At 73.1% G+C, this 18,524-nt stretch carries 10 protein-coding genes; 5 read left to right on the plus strand and 5 right to left on the minus strand.

Features of this window, described 5'->3' with window-relative positions:
- Window positions 1-54: 54 nt before the first annotated feature.
- Complete coding sequence (lhgD, locus tag GTY56_RS08040) at window positions 55-1,260, minus strand: L-2-hydroxyglutarate dehydrogenase (protein ID WP_161363927.1); 1,206 nt, start codon at window positions 1,258-1,260, stop codon at window positions 55-57.
- Window positions 1,261-1,332: 72 nt separating this feature from the next.
- A complete protein-coding gene (locus GTY56_RS08045; protein WP_033314299.1) occupies window positions 1,333-2,757 on the minus strand; it encodes an NsdA family TPR-like regulatory protein in 1,425 nt (474 codons plus the stop codon).
- Window positions 2,758-3,547: 790 nt separating this feature from the next.
- Between GTY56_RS08045 and GTY56_RS08050 the strand changes: the two genes are divergently transcribed.
- Together GTY56_RS08050 and GTY56_RS08055 are read left to right on the plus strand one after the other, a co-directional pair.
- Complete coding sequence (locus tag GTY56_RS08050; protein WP_161363929.1) at window positions 3,548-5,662, plus strand: asparagine synthase-related protein; 2,115 nt, start codon at window positions 3,548-3,550, stop codon at window positions 5,660-5,662.
- 430 nt (window positions 5,663-6,092) lie between these two features.
- On the plus strand, window positions 6,093-9,374 hold the full coding sequence (locus GTY56_RS08055; protein ID WP_161363931.1) for a BTAD domain-containing putative transcriptional regulator: 3,282 nt from the start codon (window positions 6,093-6,095) through the stop codon (window positions 9,372-9,374).
- A 16-nt stretch (window positions 9,375-9,390) separates the two neighbouring features.
- On the opposite strand, the gene GTY56_RS08060 is transcribed toward GTY56_RS08055, so the two are convergent.
- Both GTY56_RS08060 and GTY56_RS08065 read right to left on the minus strand, forming a co-directional pair.
- Window positions 9,391-11,367 carry a sigma-70 family RNA polymerase sigma factor gene (locus tag GTY56_RS08060; protein WP_161363934.1) on the minus strand — a complete coding sequence of 659 codons (1,977 nt, stop codon included), beginning with the start codon at window positions 11,365-11,367 and terminating at the stop codon, window positions 9,391-9,393.
- Window positions 11,368-11,572: 205 nt separating this feature from the next.
- A complete protein-coding gene (locus tag GTY56_RS08065; RefSeq protein ID WP_161363935.1) occupies window positions 11,573-12,337 on the minus strand; it encodes a TetR/AcrR family transcriptional regulator in 765 nt (254 codons plus the stop codon).
- A gap of 373 nt (window positions 12,338-12,710) precedes the next feature.
- Between GTY56_RS08065 and GTY56_RS08070 the strand changes: the two genes are divergently transcribed.
- Complete coding sequence (locus tag GTY56_RS08070) at window positions 12,711-14,090, plus strand: NAD(P)/FAD-dependent oxidoreductase (protein WP_161363938.1); 1,380 nt, start codon at window positions 12,711-12,713, stop codon at window positions 14,088-14,090.
- A gap of 174 nt (window positions 14,091-14,264) precedes the next feature.
- The gene (locus tag GTY56_RS08075; protein ID WP_161363940.1) at window positions 14,265-15,932 is read left to right on the plus strand and encodes a SpoIIE family protein phosphatase; all 1,668 of its coding nucleotides are present in this window, start codon (window positions 14,265-14,267) and stop codon (window positions 15,930-15,932) included.
- 13 nt (window positions 15,933-15,945) lie between these two features.
- On the opposite strand, the gene GTY56_RS08080 is transcribed toward GTY56_RS08075, so the two are convergent.
- On the minus strand, window positions 15,946-17,211 hold the full coding sequence (locus GTY56_RS08080; protein ID WP_161363943.1) for an MFS transporter: 1,266 nt from the start codon (window positions 17,209-17,211) through the stop codon (window positions 15,946-15,948).
- 122 nt (window positions 17,212-17,333) lie between these two features.
- Between GTY56_RS08080 and GTY56_RS08085 the strand changes: the two genes are divergently transcribed.
- Complete coding sequence (locus tag GTY56_RS08085; RefSeq protein WP_161363941.1) at window positions 17,334-17,882, plus strand: MarR family winged helix-turn-helix transcriptional regulator; 549 nt, start codon at window positions 17,334-17,336, stop codon at window positions 17,880-17,882.
- Window positions 17,883-18,524: the final 642 nt, after the last annotated feature.

Raw genomic sequence — 18,524 nt, forward strand, 5'->3', positions numbered from 1 at the left:
CGCCGGGCTGCGGACCCACCCGGCCTCAGCGGCAATGCCCGGCACCTGTGAGTCTCACAGCGCGCTCAACGCCCTGCGTGCCACCTCCCGCCCGATCGGCAAGGAAGCCGTGGCCGCAGGGGACGGTGCGTTCAGGACGTGCACCGTGCGAGGGCCCTCGCGGATCAGGAAGTCGTCGACCAGGGTTCCGTCGCGGAGAACCGCCTGTGCGCGCACGCCTGCGGCCGTCGGGACGAGGTCGTCCTCCGACACCCCGGGCAGCAGCCTGCCCACCGCCTCCGTGAAGGCCCGCTTGGACAGGGAGCGCCGCAGCTCGCCCGCCCCGTACCGCCAGTGCCGGCGGGCTATCCGCCAGGAGCCGGGCCAGGCCAGGGTCGAGCCCAGCTCGCGCGGACGGACCGTGCCCCACCCGTAGCCCTCGCGGGCCAGCGCCGGCACCGCGTTCGGGCCGACATGGACGCCCCCGTCGATACCCCGCGTGAGATGCACCCCGAGGAACGGGAACGCCGGGTCGGGCACCGGGTAGACCAGGCCGCGCACCAGCTCCGGGCGGGCCAGCTCGTAGTACTCACCCCGGAACGGCACGATCCGCATGTCCGGGTCGTCCCCGGTGAGCCGGGCGATCTCGTCGCACTGAAGACCGGCGCAGTTCACCAGGACCCGCCCGCGGACGACGTCTCCCGCGGCCGTGAGCACGGCGACCCCCCGCTCCGGGCGCCGGTCGACACGCACGACCCGGGTGCCGTAGCGGATCTCCGCGCCCGAGCCGTGGGCCAGCCGGCGGGCGACCGCGACGAAATCGCAGATGCCCGTCGTGCCGACGTGTATCGCGGCGAGGCCCCGCACCTCCGGCTCGTACTCCGCGATCTGGGACGCGCCCAGCTCCCGGACCGGGATCCCGTTCTCCCGGCCGCGCTGTACGAGGGCGTGCAGGCGGGGCAGCTCCGCGCGGTCGGTGGCGACGATCAGCTTGCCGGTGACGGCGTGCGGGATGCCGTACTCGGCGCAGAACTTGACCATCTCCGCCGCGCCCCGCACCGCGTAGCGCGCCTTGAGAGAGCCGGGGCGGTAGTAGATGCCGCTGTGGATGACGCCGCTGTTGCGGCCGGTCTGGTGGCGGGCCGGGCCCGGTTCCTTCTCCAGGACGGTGACACGTGTGCCCGGTGCCGCGCGGGTGATGGCGTACGCCGTCGACAGCCCGACGATTCCGCCGCCGATCACCAGCACGTCACAGTCGTATGTGTTCCGCACGCGCACCACCTCCCGCCTCGATAGTGCACTGCGCCACTGACAATGCCCTCAAACGCGGAACGGACGGCACACCTGCTCTTTCTATGCCGGTGCCATCAGCAGCGGCCGTGCGCGCTCACGGAGCTCCACCACCCGGGGCTCGTCCCCGTACGGCTCCAGCCGGTGCAGGAGGTCCTTCACGTACTCGGTGGTACGGGCCGAGGAGATCCGCCCGGCGACCTCCACCGCCCGCACCCCCTGCTCGCACGCCGCGTCCAGATTGCCCGACTCCAGTTCGGCCACCGCCGAGACGACCAGGCGCAGGCCGTGCGAGCGGACGAACTCCTCCGTCGGCTTCGACAGGGCCTGCTCGGTGAAGCGGCGGACCTGCCGGGGTGCCTTGAGGTCGCGGTAGCACTCGGCCGCGTCGGCGGCGAAACGGTCGTAGGAGTAGAAGCCGAGCCAGCTCGGGTCGTTGTCGCCGGGGCGGGCGCGCTCCAGCCAGCTCTCGGCCGCCTTCAGGGCGCCGCCGGCCGCCGGGGCGTCGTTGGCGCGGGCGTGCGCGCGCGCCTCCACGAGGCGGAAGAAGCTCATGGTGCGGGCCGTGGCCAGGCCGCGGTTGCGTTCGAGGGCGGCCTGGGCGAGGTCCACACCCTCGTCACCGAAGCCGCGGTAGGTCGCCTGGAGGGACATGGTGGCCAGCACGTAGCCCCCGAGGGGGACGTCCGCCGCCGCCCGGGCCAGGCGCAGGGCCTGGATGTAGTAGCGCTGGGCCGCTTCCTGCTGGCCCGTGTCGAAGGCCATCCAGCCGGCGAGCCGGGTGAGTTCGGCGGAGGCGCCGAAGAGGGCCCGGCCGACCTCGTCGGAGTACGAGCCGAGCAGCAGCGGGGCGGCCTCCACCCTTAAGCACTCGGGGACCATGGACGAACGCCAGTCGCCGCCGCCGTACTTGGAGTCCCAGCGCCGCGCGTCCTCGGCGGCCTCCCGCAGCTTCTGCACATCGCTGTGGCCGACTTTGAGCGGTGCGCCGGAGCCCTCGCCGGGGCCCACGTCACGCGCGACCGAACTGTCGGCCGGGGTTATCAGCCATCGTGAGGCGGGCGTTGCGTATGCGCTCACCGCGAACGAACCGGCGAGCGACTGCCAGATGCCGCCGGAGCCGGCCCGGCGGCCGGCGAGGTCGAGGCGGTAGAGGTCGGTCGCGGACCGCACCGCCTGACCGACGTCCCGCGGGAAGGCGAGGCCGACTTCGGGTGCGGGGTCCGCGTCCGCCAGGCCGATCTCGTGGAGCGGCACGGGGCGGCCGAGCTTCTGGCCGATGGCGGCTGCGATCAGGTGCGGAGCGGCGCCTTGCGGCACCATGCCCTTCGACACCCAGCGCGCCACCGACGTCTTGTCATAGCGAAGTGTCAGTCCTCGCTGGGCGCCAAGGTCGTTGACGCGTCGCGCGAGGCCTGCGTTGGAGATTCCCGCGAGGGCGAGAACGGCGCCGAGTTTTTCGTTCGGCCCGCGTTGCTCCCTGGACATGCGCCACCCCTCGACACAGACGGCTGCCGCGCTGGCATAACCATGCGGCATTCGTAAACCCAGCGTAGTTCGCCGCATCCCAAGCGTTAAGGGGCATTGTTCCGGTTGGCGGGATTGTGGTCCGTACTGAAGTGCGGTTCAGATACGGGCTGTTGCGACGTGCTCCCACTGTGTGGCCGTGCGCCTGTCCGTGCGCTCTTCTCCGGCCACCGCGGGAGCGGTTCCATGGTCATTGCGTGGGTCGGCCCGCTGTACTGGATCCAGTGGGCTGGGGGACACCGCCGCCTACATCCCCGCGGGCGGCGGAACGGTCCGGGAGGCGTGCTCCGTCTCCCGGACTGCGCGACCGGGTGGCAGGACGCGCAGCCTGTACGGAGCGTGTTCGAGGCTGTCCGCGCGCTATCGATTTGGCTGAAAAGCGACCCCGCCTGCCATGGCGTATCAAGCCTCCTACCACGGCAGTTGAGGGCGCGCCGGGCGTGATGGGGGCGCGTTCCGGGGGCGCATTCGCGTCGCAGTCGTACCGGAGACATGTCGCCGGTACGCCTTGCTTCTTGGCCGTCCCTTCGTTTTCCGCCGTCCTGGCCGCCGTCGACTCCGACTGCCGTTCGTGCCCGACTCGTCATGGACGTGCGGGTGTTCGGGGTCCCGAAAGGGTGTGGGCGGCTCCGCCGGGGCGCATTCGGCGGAGCGCAAGCGGCGTCGGCACCCTCTGGAACGCTTCCTTCATGGCAGCATGGTGAACCGGTTCGTACGGTGCACTGGTTGTCCACAGCCTGTGGAGGCGGCGATGCGGTGGTTGGTGGGGTGGAGCAGCACCGCCGCGGGAGCCGTCGCTGCCGGTTCGGCGGGGGCCACCGGCAGCGAGGGTGAGACGCTGCACCCGGTGGGTTCCCAACTCCTGTGGGGCGACCCCGATCCGCTGTGGGCGGTCGGCGACTGGCGTCCCGACGAGGTGCGGGTCGTGAAGGCCGACGAGCGGACCAGGATCGCCGTCCTCGGCATCTGCGGTGCCACCGACGAGCAGCTGCGCGTCGCGCTGTTCGCCGCGCGCGGCGGCGCGCTCCGGCACCTGACCGCCTGGCCGGGCAGCTACACCGCGATCGTCCAGGTCGGCAGGCGGATCACCGTCTGCGGCGATCTCGCGGGCGCGCGGCCGGTGTTCCACACGCCCTGGGCCGGCGGCACGGCCTACGCGACCGCCGCGCTGCCGCTGGCCGACCTCATCGAGGCCAACCTGGACTTCGGGCACCTCGCCGCGCTGCTGGCCGCCCCGGACGTGCCCGCCGCGCTGCACGACTCGACGCCGTACGACGGCGTGAAGCGCATTCCGCCCGGGCATGCCCTCATCCTGCGCGCCGGGGCGCGCGAGATCGCCGGGTACGAGCCCGTCGCCTCGCTGGCCGTGGCGGCGCCTCCGGCCGATCCCGACAGCGCGGTCGACGCGGTGCGCGACGCGCTCGTGGAGGCCGTACGGACGCGGCTGTCCGCGCCGCGGCACGTCCCCGGGGCGGACATAGACCCGGGTCCGGTGCCCGGCATGGGTCCCGCAGAGCGGCGGGCCGCGCGCGGGATGCCGGTGCCGGGCATCGGCGCGGACCTCTCCGGGGGACCGGCCTCCGGTGCCCTGGCGCTACTGGCCGCGGGCCTGCCCGGGATGCCGGGCACGGTGCTGGGGCACGGCACGGGCGCGGGCGAGCGGCTGCTCGCCGTCACGTTCAACGACCTCGCCGTCGGCGGGCGGGAGGCCGAGCTGGAGCGGGCGGGCGCGCTGGCGGCGAACCCGCGGCTGCACCACGTCGTCGTGGCGGGCGGGGAGGAGACCCTTCCGTACGCCGACCTGGACGGGCCGCTGACCGACGAGCCCGGACCGTGCCTGGTGTCCGCGGCGCGTCACCGGGCCCGGCTGGCGGCGGGCAGCGCGGACCACTTCACCGGCTACGGTGCGCGCCAGGTCCTGGACGCCCACCCGGCGCGCCTCGCCGACCTGCTGATGGACCGCCGACGGCGTCATCTCGTACGGCCGGTCGCCGCCCTGACCAAGGCCGACGGGTCGGTGCTGGTGCCGGCGCGGGTGTACGCGGCGGCGCGGCGGTTGTCCCGGACGCCGTACCGGTCGGGCGTCGAGTCCCTCGCCGAGCGTCTGGTCGACCCCCGCTCCGACGACGGCCTCGACGCGCCCGGCGGCGCCTTGGATGCCTCGCTCGCCGCGCTGACCTGGGGCAGACCCGGGCCGGCGGCGCGCTGGCTGACCGGTGAAGCACTCGCTGAAGTATCGGTTCGCCTTCAGGCGTCGACTCACCGCTCGGAGCTGGTGGGTCCGGGGCAGCGGCCGGGTGACTTCCGCGCGCGTGCGGCGCTGGCACGTCATGCGGCGGATCTACGGGTGCTGGAGCAGGCCGCGGAGGTCCGCTTCCAGCGGCTGCACGCGCCGTTCCTCGACAACCAGGTCGTCCGCGCCGCCCGGGCGCTGCCCGAGGCGCTGCGGGTGCGGCCGGGGGCGCGGGCGGCGATCCTGCGGACGGTGCTGGAAGGGGCCGGTGTCCGGGAGCTGCCGCCCGGCTGGGGCGCCCCGACCCAGGCGACGGAGGCGGCAGCGGAGCGTACGGGGCTGCGCGTGGCGGCGGACTCCCTCGTCGCCCTGTTCGACACCCCGCTGCTGGCGGAGGCGGGTCTGGTCGAGGCCCGCGTGGTCCGCAAGGCGCTGCGCGGCGCGGCGGCGGGTGAACCCCTGCCCCTGGACGGCCTCGCGGATCTGGTCTCCCTGGAGCTGTGGCTGCGCCGCCTGCTGTCCCGCCGCGGCACGTGCTGGACGGGGACACCGGCGAGGCAGCGGGCGGTACCGGCGGGGATCGCACCACAGCGAGGGGCGTTGGGGGCGGGGGCCGGCGGGGGGCGGGTGTAGCACCTGCCGCCCCACCCGAGCCGCCCGCGCTGCCCGACCCGCCCGAGCTGCGGGCATGCGTGCCGCTGGGGCGGCACGGGTGGGCGCAGCGGCACCCCGTAGCGCCGGGTTGCGGGCCCACCCGGCCTCAGGATCAATGCCGGCGCCTCGTTCCGCCGGGTTGCGGGCCCACCCGGCCTCAGGATCAATGCCGGCGCCTCGTTCCGCCGGGTTGCGGGCCCACCCGGTACCAGGACCAACGCCGGCACCTCGTTCCGCCCGGTGAACAGACCCACCCGGCCTCAGCACCAGCGCCGACACCCCGCTAAGTCGGGTTGCAGGCCCACCCGGCACCAGCGACAACGCCGAGCCCCCGCACCCAGACCCCCGGAGCCACGCCCCGCACGGAAAACCCCCCGCCCCTCGCCCCCACCCCGGCGACAATGACCCCGTGCGGTACAGAATCCTGGGCGTCACCACGGCAGAGGACGAGCACGGCACAGTCGTACCCCTCGGCGGCCCCCGGCTCCGCGCACTGCTCACCGCCCTCGCCCTGCGCCCCTCCCGCGTCACCACCCCGCAGACCCTGATCGACGAGGTCTGGGCCGAGGACCCGCCCCAGGACGCCCCCGCCGCACTCCAGGCCCTGGTCGGCCGGCTCCGCAGAGCCCTCGGCAAGGACGCAGTCACCTCCGAGACCGGCGGCTACCGGCTCGCGGCCGGCGAGGACGACATCGACCTCCACGTCTTCGAACGTCTCGTCCAGCAGGGCACGGACGCCCTCGCCGGCCACGACCCCGCCCTCGCGGAACGGCGCCTCGACGCCGCCCTCGCCCTCTGGCACGGCCCCGCCCTCGCCGACCTCCCCGACCGCTCCGCCGCCACCCGCCCGGAGGCGCGGCGCCTGGAGGCGACCCGGGCCAGGGCAGAGGCCCGGATACGGCTCGGCCGCGGGCGGGACGTCGTACCGGAACTGCGCGAACTGACCGCCGTACACCCGTACGACGAGCCGCTGCACGCCCTCCTCATCCGCGCCCTGCGCGACACCGGCCGGGACGCCGACGCCCTCGCCGCGTACGAAACGGCCCGCAGCGCCCTGGCCGAAGGCCTCGGCACCGACCCCGGGCCCCGACTGCGCGCCCTCCACGCCGAGCTGCTCGGCCCGACTGCGACGGCGGAACGCGAGCCGTCGCCCGCTCCCCCGCAGCACGAGCGCCTGCGCCCCGGGACCATCCGTCCGCGCCTGACCTCTTTCGTCGGCCGGGAACCCGAGATCGACGCCATCCGTTCCGAGATGCACAGGGCCCGACTCGTCACCCTCACCGGACCGGGCGGTTCCGGCAAGACCCGCCTCGCCGAGGAAGCCGCCGCCGGGCTCCCGCAGGCATGGCTGGCCGAGCTCGCCCCGCTCGACCGGCCGGAGGCAGTGCCGGGTGCGGTGGTCAGCGCGCTCGGACTGCGCGAGACGGTGCTGATGACCAGCGAGCTCACCGCCGTGCAGGACGACCCCGTCGCCCTGCTCGTGGAGTTCTGCGCGCCGCGCAGCCTCCTGCTGATCCTGGACAACTGCGAGCACGTCATCGGCGCCGCCGCCCGCCTCGCCGAGACCCTGCTGACCCGCTGCCCGGGGCTCACGATCCTGGCCACCAGCCGTGAACCGCTGGGCGTGCCGGGTGAGTCGGTGCGTCCGGTCGAGCCCCTGCGACCGGATCACGCCCGCCGGCTGTTCGCCGAGCGCGCCGCCGCCGTCCGTCCCGACGCGGACGCCGTGCTCCACGACGAGCAGGCGGTGGCGGAGATCTGCCGGCGGCTGGACGGGCTGCCGCTCGCCATCGAACTGGCCGCGGCCCGGCTCCGGCTGCTCACCCCCCGGCAGATCGCCGACCGCCTCGACGACCGCTTCCGCCTCCTCACCTCCGGCAGCCGCACGGTCCTGCCGCGCCAGCAGACCCTGCGTGCCGTCGTCGACTGGTCGTGGGACCTGCTCGACGACGCCGAGCGGACGATGCTGCGCGAGGTGTCCGTGTTCGCGGGCGGCTGGGACCTCGCGGCGGCCGAGGCGGTGTGCTCCGGGCCCGCCGCCGAGCTGACCGGGGCGCTCGTCGACAAGTCCCTCGTCGTGGCGGCCCCCAGCGCCGAAGGCGGCTCCTGCGGCATGCGCTACCGCATGCTGGAGACCATCCACGAGTACGCCGTCGAGCGTGCCGCCGACACCCCCCGGGTGCGCGCCACCGCCGAGCTGCGGCACCGCGCCTGGGCGCGTGCGCTCGCCGAGCGGGCCGAACCGCTGCTGCGCTCCGCCGGTCAGCTGCCGTGGATCTCCCGTCTGGAGGCCGAGCTGGACAACATCCGCGCGGCCCTCGACCGGGCCCTCGCCGCCGGCAAGGAGGCGGAGGCCGCCGCCCTCGCCCTGGCCATGGGCTGGTTCTGGTGGCTGCGCAACTACCGCCACGAGGGCATGGAGTGGCTCGACCGGACCCTGCGGCTGGGCGTGGCCCTGGACATCGGGGGCGGTGAGCCGTCCGGTGGGGAACCACGGCTGCCCGGGCACATCGACCACTTCCTCGCCGCGCCGGACGGGGAGGCTGGGCATCCGCTGCACGCCGTGCGGATGGACGTACGTCTGCTGCATCTGTTCTTCATGACCGAAGTCGCGCCCATGGAGCCGTTCGCCGCCGAGCGGCTGCCCTACATGGAGCGGGTGTGGGCCCACTACCGGGGAGGCGGCCCGCACGCGGCCCGTATCCCGGGGCTCGTCTGCCCGATCCTCTCCTCCTTCCTGGGCGACCAGAGCGATGTGCGGTCCGTGCTGGACGCGGCCGTCGCCAACTGCCGTGTGTACGGCGGCGACTGGGAGGTCTCCGTCGCCCTGATGTTCCGTGCGCACACGGTCGTCGACGGCCCCGGCGGCCTGGAGGGCGTCGACGAGGACCTGGCGGAGCTGCGGGTCCTCAGCCGCCGCGTGGGTGACCGCTGGCTGCGCGCCCAGGTGTGCAGCGCGGCCGGTGAGGCCGACATGGCGCGCAGCCGCTTCGAGGACGCCGAGGGCGAGTACGAGGAGGCCCTGCGGCTCGCCTACGAGGTGGGCGCCTACGCCGAGTCGCCGTTCCTCATCGCCCGGCTCGCCGAGATCGCCTACCGCCGGGGAGACCGGGTGGCGGCGTCGGCGTCGCTGGACGAGGCCACGGCCGCCGCCGAACGGTACGGCGTGCGGGACTCCAAGGCGTACATCCTGCTGATGCGCACCCAGATGGCGTTCGAGGAGGGGCACACCGAGCGGGCGCGCGCGTGGTGCGAGGAGGCCCGGGCGAACACCGGCACCGGCACTCCGCCGCCCCATTTCATGGTGATGCTGCTCCTGCTCGACGCCGCGATCACGGCTCGGGAGTCCGGCCCGCGGTCCGCGCTGCCCATGACGACCGAAGCCCTGCACGAAGCTGTGGACAAGCGCTGCTCGGACGTCATCCGGGCCACGGTGGCGGACGGCGCGGCGGGGCTGCTGGCCGACCTCGGCGACTTCCCGCGCGCGGCCCGGCTGCTCGGGACCGCCGACCACTGGCGGTCCGGCCGCCCGCGCTCCCTGCCGGAGCGCGCCCCGGTGGAGCGGGCCGAGGCCGCCGTCCGCGCCGCACTGGGCCGTGCCCGGTGCGAGGCGGAGCGTGCACGGGGCACGGAGCTCACCGCGGACGACGTCCTGCGCGAGCTGGACGAGGCGTGCAGCGCATACGTGTGAGCCGCTCCACCGCGGGCTAACCGCAGGTGAACCTGGACTCCGCCCAGTCCACCGGCATCAGGTCGTCCAAGGCGCTGCGCGGTTCCACCACCAGCCGGACCGTGCTGCGGCCGGCGAGGTCCACATGGACGGGTACGGCCGGGTCACCGCCCTCGACCAGCGGCGACCGCCACAGCCGGGCCCCGTCGGCGTAGACGGAGAAGTACACCTTGCCGAGCCGCAGTGTCATGTCGTCCACCCCCACGAGCGCGTCGTACGACGAGCAGGGGCGGTTGAGGTCGATGGTGACGGACGAGCGGCCGTGCACGGTGACGCCGTGCGCATACCGCTGGGCGCCGACCGACAGGCCGGACCGCTTCCAGACCCAGCTGCTCGAACCGATCCGCATCTCGGGTTCCGTGCCGTCGCCGTTGATGTCGTACGACAGTTCGCTCCACTGGTAGACGGCCAGGGCGGGCCGGGGCGGTGGGGCAGTGGGCGTCGGGGTGGGGGCCGGAGGCGGTGTCGGCCTCGGGGACTCGGGCGGTGGAGCGGGGGTCCGGGTCGGCGTGGGGTCCGGGTCCGGGTCCGGGGCCGGGTCCGAACTCGGGCTGGTCCTGGAGCTCGGTTCCGGCGCGGGCGTCTGGGCGCGCGCCGGCACGATCCCCGGCGGTCGCGGGTCCGGCCCGGGCCGTGCGGAGGACGGCGAGGGGGTGGGCGTGGGCTCCCCCGGGCGCACCACCGACGACGGCGGAGGGAGCCGGGGGGTGCCCTCGGCCTCCTGCTCCGGCTTCTCGTTGCCGGCCAGTGCGATCACCACCGCCGCCACCGCGCCCACGGCGACCACACCGGCCGCGATACCGGCCTTCACCGGCGCACCGATCCCCTCGGAGACCGCCGCACCGCCCCCGCCTGCCGAACCGCCGCCTCCCGTGGCCGCCCCGCCGGCCGAACCAGCCGCCGCCGCTCCCGCCGCACCGGCCGCTCCCGCGCCCCCGGCGATGAGCCCGGCCGCCTTCGCGTACCCGGCGGCCCCGAACCAGCCGATGACCGCGACGGGCACGACGGCCGGGATGCCGCCGGCCACTTCCTCGATCTGCAGCGCCGCCAGCCGGCACTTCGCGCACTCGTCCAGGTGCTTGCGCAGCCCCCGCTCGGCCCGGGTGCGCAGCCGGCCTCGGGCGTAGGTGCCGAGCTGGTCGGCGTAGCGCGCGCACTCCTCGTCACCGGTGAGCGTGGCGCTGACGTGCGCCTGGAGATAGGCCTGCTTGAGGCCCTCGCGGGCCCGGCTGGCGAGGACGCGGGTGCCGTTGGCGTCCAGCCCGAACAGCGTGGCGACCTCGCTGGGCGACTCGTCCTCGATCTCGGTGTGCCACAGCACGGCCTGCCAGCGCTCCGGCAGCGACCGGAAGGCCCGCATGGCCATGGACTGCTCGGCCTGGTGCATCGCCCGTACGTCCGCGCCCAGTTCGAGCGTGTCGTCGTCGGACACGTCGGGCCCGCGCGCGGACTGGGCGGCGAACACCGCGAAGTCGTCGACGAGCTGCTCGCGCCGCGCCGACCTCGTCCAGGAGGCGGCCACGCGCCGGACGGAGGTGAGCAGATAGGCGCGCACGGCGTGCGCGGGGCCCGCGCCGCCGCGCACCGCCTGGAGCATGCGGGCGAAGACCTCGGCGGTCAGGTCGTCCGCGGTGTGGGCGTCACGGCAGCAGGTGCGGGCGTACCGGCGCACGGCTTGTGCATGGCGCCGGTACAGCTCCTCGTACGCCGTGTCGTCGCCCGAGCGCATCCGGTCGATGAGGTCGGCGTCAGACGGCGGCAGTTCACGCGGCGGCGGCAGGACGCCGTCCTCGCGCCGGTCGCGCTGGGCCGGGACCGTGCCGTCCGCCGGGTGCCCGCCGGGCGGCACGCTCGCGCGGCCGCCCTGGCCCGGCACCTGCGGCGGGACCGCGTCGCCGGCCGAGGCGTCGCCGCTCCCACTGCCGCTCGACTCGTCCCGACCGTCAACGCTCATCGCGGAAAGCCCCCGCCAGCCGCCCAACCCGTCCAGACCACCGGGTCAGCGTGCCATATTGGCTTTTGGTCAGACCCCCGGAGTTCGGACCATCACTCATCCGTGGGCACTTGCCGCACGGCAGTACTAGCCGTCACTCGTTCGGGGAAGGCTTCCCTCTTCCTCAGGCCCTCCTCAGGCCCCGCCGGGACCCGGAGGGAGTGGCTCACGCCGGTCGCGAGCGCAGCCCCTCCAGCAGGATGTCCAGCAGCCGGGCCGACGCGGCCGCCTGCTGTGCGGCGTCCGGCAGTGAGGGCGCAGCCGTGGCGATCACCAGCAGCACGTCCGACACCGACACGTCCGCCCGCAGCTCACCGGCCGCACGCGCCCGGTCCACGAGCTGGCCGACGACCTCCAGCAGCGCCGACGTCCCCGCGTCGTCCTCGCCCGCGACCGCCGGCAGCGCGGCGACCGCGACCGGCTGGTCCGGCACCAGCCGCAGCTCCGTCCCGCCCGGCTGGGTCCGCTGCTGCGGCACCCGCGGGCCCGAGGAGCCGTCCTCGACCGAGACCCGCAGCACCTGCGGCGGCAGCAGCCGCCCGGCACCGGAGGCCACCGACGTCCGCAGGAAGCGCGACAGCGCCGACCACGGCTCGTCCTCCTGCCCGAGCGCCGCACGCGCCTGGTCGGTCAGCCGGGAGGTCTCCTCCTCGGCTATCCGCCGCACCAGGACGTCCTTGCTCGGGAACCGCCGGTACACCGTGCCCACGCCGACCCGCGCGCGCCGCGCCACGTCCTCCATCGGCGCGCCGTACCCCAGCTCGCCGAAGACCTCGCGCGCCGCCCGCAGCACGTGCTCCAGATTGCGCTGTGCGTCCACGCGCAGCGGCGTCGTCCGCGACACGTCGCGTCCGTTGCCCGCCGCGCTCATCGTCATGCCACCCGCCGCGACCGCGGACGCCGGTGACCAATGAGAGTCCTGAACATGCATAAGCATTCCCCCGGTAATGACGTCTCCCCCCGGAGACTCCCCGCCATTCGATGCCGGGGCCGGAGAACGGCTCAGGTCCGCGGGCCCGCCCGTCGCGGACCCGGTGAGCACATCCCCCTACACCCCGTCGACACACGAACATAGTTGAGAGGGAGTCAATTCAGAAGGGGCACGTTCCGCACGGAGCGCCCACCGATCGGAGTACGGGTCGTTTACGTCCTGAATGTGCCCCCGTGCGCCCCTCGCACCACCCATCCTGACCTGCACATATGTGCAGCAGGTCTGGATTCCGGCCAACTCCGCGCGCTCTCCCGCTCCGGTCACACAATGCGTCGAGGCTGTGGACAAACTCAAGCGTCGGGTGCGTCATGGGATGGTGAAGGAACGTGCGCGCATTCTCGTTGTCGGTGGTGGCTACGTCGGGATGTACACGGCCCTGCGCCTGCAACGCAGACTGAAACGGGAACTGGACCGGGGTGACGTGGAGATCACGGTCGTCACCCCCGACCCGTACATGACCTACCAGCCGTTCCTTCCCGAGGCCGCGGCGGGCGCCATCTCACCCCGTCACGTCGTCGTGCCGCTGCGCCGCGTCCTCGACCGGTGCCGGGTCCTGATCGGCGAGGCCACCGCCGTCGACCACGCCGAACGCACCGCCACCGTCACCACCCTCGCCACCCAGGAGGAGGGCACCGGCGGACAGCGGCTGCCCTACGACGAACTCGTCCTCGCTCCCGGCTCCGTCTCGCGCACCCTGCCGATCCCCGGCCTCGCCGACCACGGCATCGGTTTCAAGACCGTCGAGGAAGCCATCGGCCTGCGCAACCACGTCATCGAGCAGATGGACATCGCCTCCTCCACCCGCGACCCCGCGATCCGCGACGCGGCCCTCACCTTCGTCTTCGTCGGCGGCGGCTTCGCGGGCGTGGAGGCACTCGCCGAACTGGAGGACATGGCTCGCTACGCCGCGCGCTACTACCACAACGTCCAGCCCGACGACATGAAGTGGATCCTCGTCGAGGCCTCGGACCGCATCCTGCCCGAGGTCGGCGAGGAGATGGGCCGTTACACCGTCACCGAACTGCGCCGCCGCAACATCGACGTCCGCCTGAAGACCCGCCTCGAATCCTGCGCCGACCGGGTCGCCGCCCTCAGCGACGGAGCCCGCTTCCCCACCCGTACGGTCGTCTGGACGGCTGGCGTGAAACCCCACCCGGTGCTCGCCGCCACCGACCTGCCGCGAGGCGGCCGCGGACGCCTCACCTGCACACCGGAACTGTCGGTCGAGGGCACCACGCACGCGTGGGCCGCGGGAGACGCCGCCGCCGTCCCGGACGTCACGGCTGGAGAACCGGGCCGCGAGTGCGCCCCCAACGCCCAGCACGCCGTCCGCCAGGCCAAGGTCCTCGCCGACAACATCGTGCACACCCTGCGCGGCGAACCCCTGGAGACGTACGAACACGCCTACGCCGGCTCGGTCGCCTCCCTGGGCCTGCACAAGGGCGTCGCCCACGTCTACGGACGCAAGCTCAAGGGCTACCCCGCCTGGTTCATGCACCGCGCCTACCACCTCAGCCGCGTGCCCACCTTCAACCGCAAGGCGCGCGTGCTGGCCGAATGGGCCCTGGCCGGCCTGTTCAAACGGGAGATCGTCTCGCTGGGTTCACTCGAACACCCCCGGGCGGAGTTCGAACTCGCGGCCGGTGGAAAGCCTTCTCAGGACCCCCCGCACAACCCGAAGGGGTCGTCCTGACCGGACCCAGGAACTCCACCGGCCGGCCCGGCGTCTGACGGATGTCGGTCCGGTCCGCGCACTGCCAGACTGGTCCACCACCGCGGGCGTGCCACCCCACGTCCCGGTGCGGGCCCTCCGGGGCCCCGGCCGGTTCCGGTGCCGGCCGCCGACCACTACACGAGGCAAGGATTCGTGAACTTCACGCGCTGGAGCGCCCGGCTCCCCGGAACGCAGCGCCGCGCCGCAGCGCGGACCGAGCAGACGGCCTCCCCGGACCGGCGGGGGGAAAGCTCCGTGCCCGCCGCCCGTGCCGAACAACTGACCGACGAGTCGCCGTCCGTACCCGCCGTCGACGAACTGCGGGTGCGTGAGGTCCTCGACCGCGTCCCGTCCCTCGTCGCCCTGGTCCACGGCCCCGACCACCGCATCGCCTACGTCAACGACGCCTACACGGCCGCCTTCGGCGTACGCCCCCTGGGCGAACGCGCCCGCGAGGCCCTCCCCGAGCTGGACGGCCTCGGCCTGTTCCCCCTCCTGGACCAGGTACAGCGCAGCGGCAAACCGCGCACGGTCAAGTCCCGCAAGGCCCCCGACGGCCGCTCCTACACGTTCACCTGCACCCCGGTCGCCCAGGGAGACGGCAAGGGCGGCAGCGAGGGCCGCGGCGTCCTCGTCTTCGCCACCGACGTCACCGACCACGCCGAGGCCGCCGAACGCCTGCGCGCCAGCGAACGCCGCCAGCGCGAAACGGCGGTCACCCTCCAGCGCTCCCTCCTCCCCCAGGAGCTCGAACAGCCGGACGACCTGCGCATCGCCGCCACCTACCACCCCGGCGGCACGGAAGCCGCGGTCGGCGGCGACTGGTACGACGTCATCACCCTCGGCGGCGGCCGCACGGCCCTGGTCATCGGCGACGTCATGGGCCGTGGCGTCCGAGCGGCCGCCGTCATGGGCCAGCTCCGCACGGCGGTCCGCGCCTACGCCCGTCTCGACCTCCCCCCGCACGAGGTCCTCCAGCTCCTGGACGGCCTGGCCGCCGAGATCGACGCCAACCAGATCGCCACCTGCGCCTACGCCATCCACGACCCGAACGAGGGGAAGCTGATCTACTCCTCGGCGGGCCACCTGCCGATCCTCGTCCGCGACGAGAACGGCACGGTCCTGCGCGCCGAGGAACCCACCGGCCCCCCGCTCGGCACCGGCGGCTGGATGCACACCTCGGGTTCGATCGCCCTCGCCCCCGGCTCCACGGCCGTCCTCTACACGGACGGTCTGGTCGAGCGCCGCGACGCGGACCTGGACGAGGGCATCGCCGCCCTGGAAAGCGCCCTGGCCGGCGCGACCGGCACCCCCCAGGTCGTCTGCGACCGCCTGGTCCGCTCGGCCGGCGTCACGCCCGACCACGACGACGACGTGGCCGTCCTGGTCCTCCAGCACCCCGCGCGCGCGGGCGCGGAGGGCGAGCTCTTCCGCAACGCCGCCCTGGAACTCCTCGGCGGCGTGGAAGCGGCCCCCCGCGCACGGGCCTTCGCTTCAGGCGTCCTGACCAGCTGGCGCTTCCCCGCCGACCTGCACGACCTGGGCGTCCTGGCCACCAGCGAACTCGTCGCCAACTCCCTCCAGCACGGCACCCCGCCGATGCGCCTGCGCCTGCGTCGCACGGACAGACGCCTGATCATCGAGGTCACCGACGGCGACGACCACCTCCCCAGACGCCGCCGCGCGGAACCGGGCGACGAATCGGGCCGGGGTATCGCCATCGTCGCCACGATCGCGTCGAACTGGGGCTGCCGCCGCACACCGGGCGGCGGCAAGGCGGTCTGGTGCGAGTTCGCCCTGCCCCGCATCCAGCCCACCTAGACGGGAACCGGGATCAGACGTCCGCGGAAACGGGCGCCCCACCCCGCGCCACGACCCGGCTCTTGCCGAGCCACGGCTGGTCCTGCACCTCGGTCAGCTGCCGCCCCAACCGCACGGCCAGGACGGAGATCCCCAGGGAGAACACCAGGAACGCCACGATGTACGGCGCGTGCAGCGAGGCCCCCAGCGGCCCGCCCACCGCAGGCCCGACGGCCAGCGCGAGCTGCTTGACCAGGGCAAAAGCCGAGTTGTACTGCCCGGCCATGCCCTCCGGCGCGAGATCCGCGACCAGCGGGGCCACGGTCGGCGACAGCATCGCCTCACCCAGCCCGAACAGGGCGTACGTCGACACGAACGCGGCCGTGGCCATCTCCTGGCTCCCGTGCCCGAGCCCCGCGTACCCGGCGACGGCCCACGCCACGGCCCAGATCAGCCCGACCGCGGCGATCACCCGCGACCGCCGGCGCCGCTCCACGAACCGCAGCACGGCGAACTGCGCGATGACGATCACCAGCGTGTTGGCGGCGAGCGCGGTGCCGAGCGCGGACGTCGATATCCCCGCGGCCTCGACCCCGTACGCACTCAGTCCGGACTCGAACTGCCCGTAGCAGGCGAAGAACAGCACGAAGCCCAGCACACACAGCTGCACCATGGCCCGGTTGCCCAGCAACTGCTTCCAGCTGCCCCCGCCCGCTGCCCCGGGCGCGTCCTCGATGCGCGGCGCGTGCGGCATCCGCACGGTCACCATCACCACGACGAGCAGCAGGAACATCGCCGCCTCGATCGCGAAGAGCAGCGTGAAGGAGGCGGCGCTGGTGGTGTCGACCAGATGCCCGCCGATCAGGCCACCGACGCCGAGCCCGAGGTTCTGGAGGAAGAACTGCATGGCGAAGGCACGCGACCGCGTCTCGGCCGACGAGCAGTCCACGATCATCGTCGCGAGCGCCGGCTGCATCACGGCCTGCCCGGCACCCAGCAAGGAGGCCGACACCAGCACGGCCGCCGCGCTGCTCGCGATCCCCAGACTGAGCGCACCCAGAGCGGCGGTGACCAGGGCGGCGAGCAACACCGGCAGCGGGCCCCGCCGGACGATGGCCCGCCCGGCGAACGGCAGCACCACCAGCGCGGCCACGGCGAAGACGGCGAGCACGAGACCCGCCGTCATGGCCCCGAGACCTCGCACCTGCGCCACATAGACGTACAGGTACGGGACCGTGAAGCCGAGCCCGAACGCGCTGAGTGCGTTGCCCACGTGGATCCGGCGCATCGCTGCGCCCATCGCCCTGGTCACGTTCACCTCTCTCAGAAGTTAGGAGTGAAGACTTCGAAACTAAAGTTCGAAGCTAAAGAGTACATATCCAAGGACTTCAAGGCAAAGAGCGGTCATGCGATACTGCGCCCATGGGCGACAACGCCGGCCCCAGCGAGCCGACCCTCGAAGAGCAGATCGCCGCGTACCAGCGCGAGTTCCAGGACCTGGACCCCCAGGTCGAGCAGATCGTCTCGGCTCTCTCCCGCCTGAACCGACGCATGAACGTCGCCTACGGCCGTCAGACCTCGGCCCTCGGCATCAGCAACGCGGAGTGGGAGGTCCTCAAGGCCCTCGTCCTCTCCGGAGCCCCCTACCGCCTGGGGCCCAGCGACCTCGCCAAGCGCCTCGGCCTCACCCCGGCCGCGATGACTCACCGGATCGACCGCATGGTCGCCGAATCTCTGGTGACCCGTGAGCGAGACGAGTCCAACCGCGTACGAGTCATCGTGGAGCTGACATCCGAGGGGCGAGAGAAGTGGCTGGAGGCGATGCGTCTGGCGTCGGTCTTCGAGGAGGACCTGCTCCAGGACCTGTCACCCGACGAGCGCACGGCGCTGGGCGAAGTGCTCACCCGCCTGCTGCGCCGGGTCGAGCACGCGCAGCCGGACGCCGGCGGGCGTCTCACCGACCTAGACTGACACCCGAGCCGAAAAGATCTTGACAGGGCCGCTTGACAGCCCCATGCAGGATCCGTAGAGTTCTTCGGGTTGCCGCAGAGCCGTAACGGTTCTTCGACAGCACTTCCGCCGCAACAGCGGCACCCAAACCACTAGCTCGACATCCCGACGGGGTTGTTTTCGGCGTGCCCGAATTCAATTCGAATGGGGACTCGACGATCTGATCGACTCCAATGGCGTCGATTTTGGAATCGCCGAGAGGACGCGCTAAGGTTGGGAACGTCGGAACGGCCCAACAGCCGCAAAGACAAACCCCGCTGACCGGGGATCAGGCCCGAAAGGATCTGATAGAGTCGGAACCGCCGGAAAGGGAAACGCGGAAGCGGGAACCTGGAAAGCACCGAGGAAATCGGATCGAGAAAAGATCTGATAGAGTCGGAAACGCAAGACCGAAGGGAAGCGCCCGGAGGAAAGCCCGAGAGGGTGAGTACAAAGGAAGCGACCGTTCCTTGAGAACTCAACAGCGTGCCAAAAGTCAACGCCAGATATGTTGATACCCCGTCCATCGGACAACCGATGGTCGAGGTTCCTTTGAAATAACACAGCGAGGACGCTGTGAACGGTCGGGCCTATTCCGCCTGACTGTTCCGCTCTCGTGGTGTT

This window comes from Streptomyces sp. SID5643, assembly GCF_009872555.1.
GTDB lineage: Bacteria > Actinomycetota > Actinomycetes > Streptomycetales > Streptomycetaceae > Streptomyces > Streptomyces iakyrus.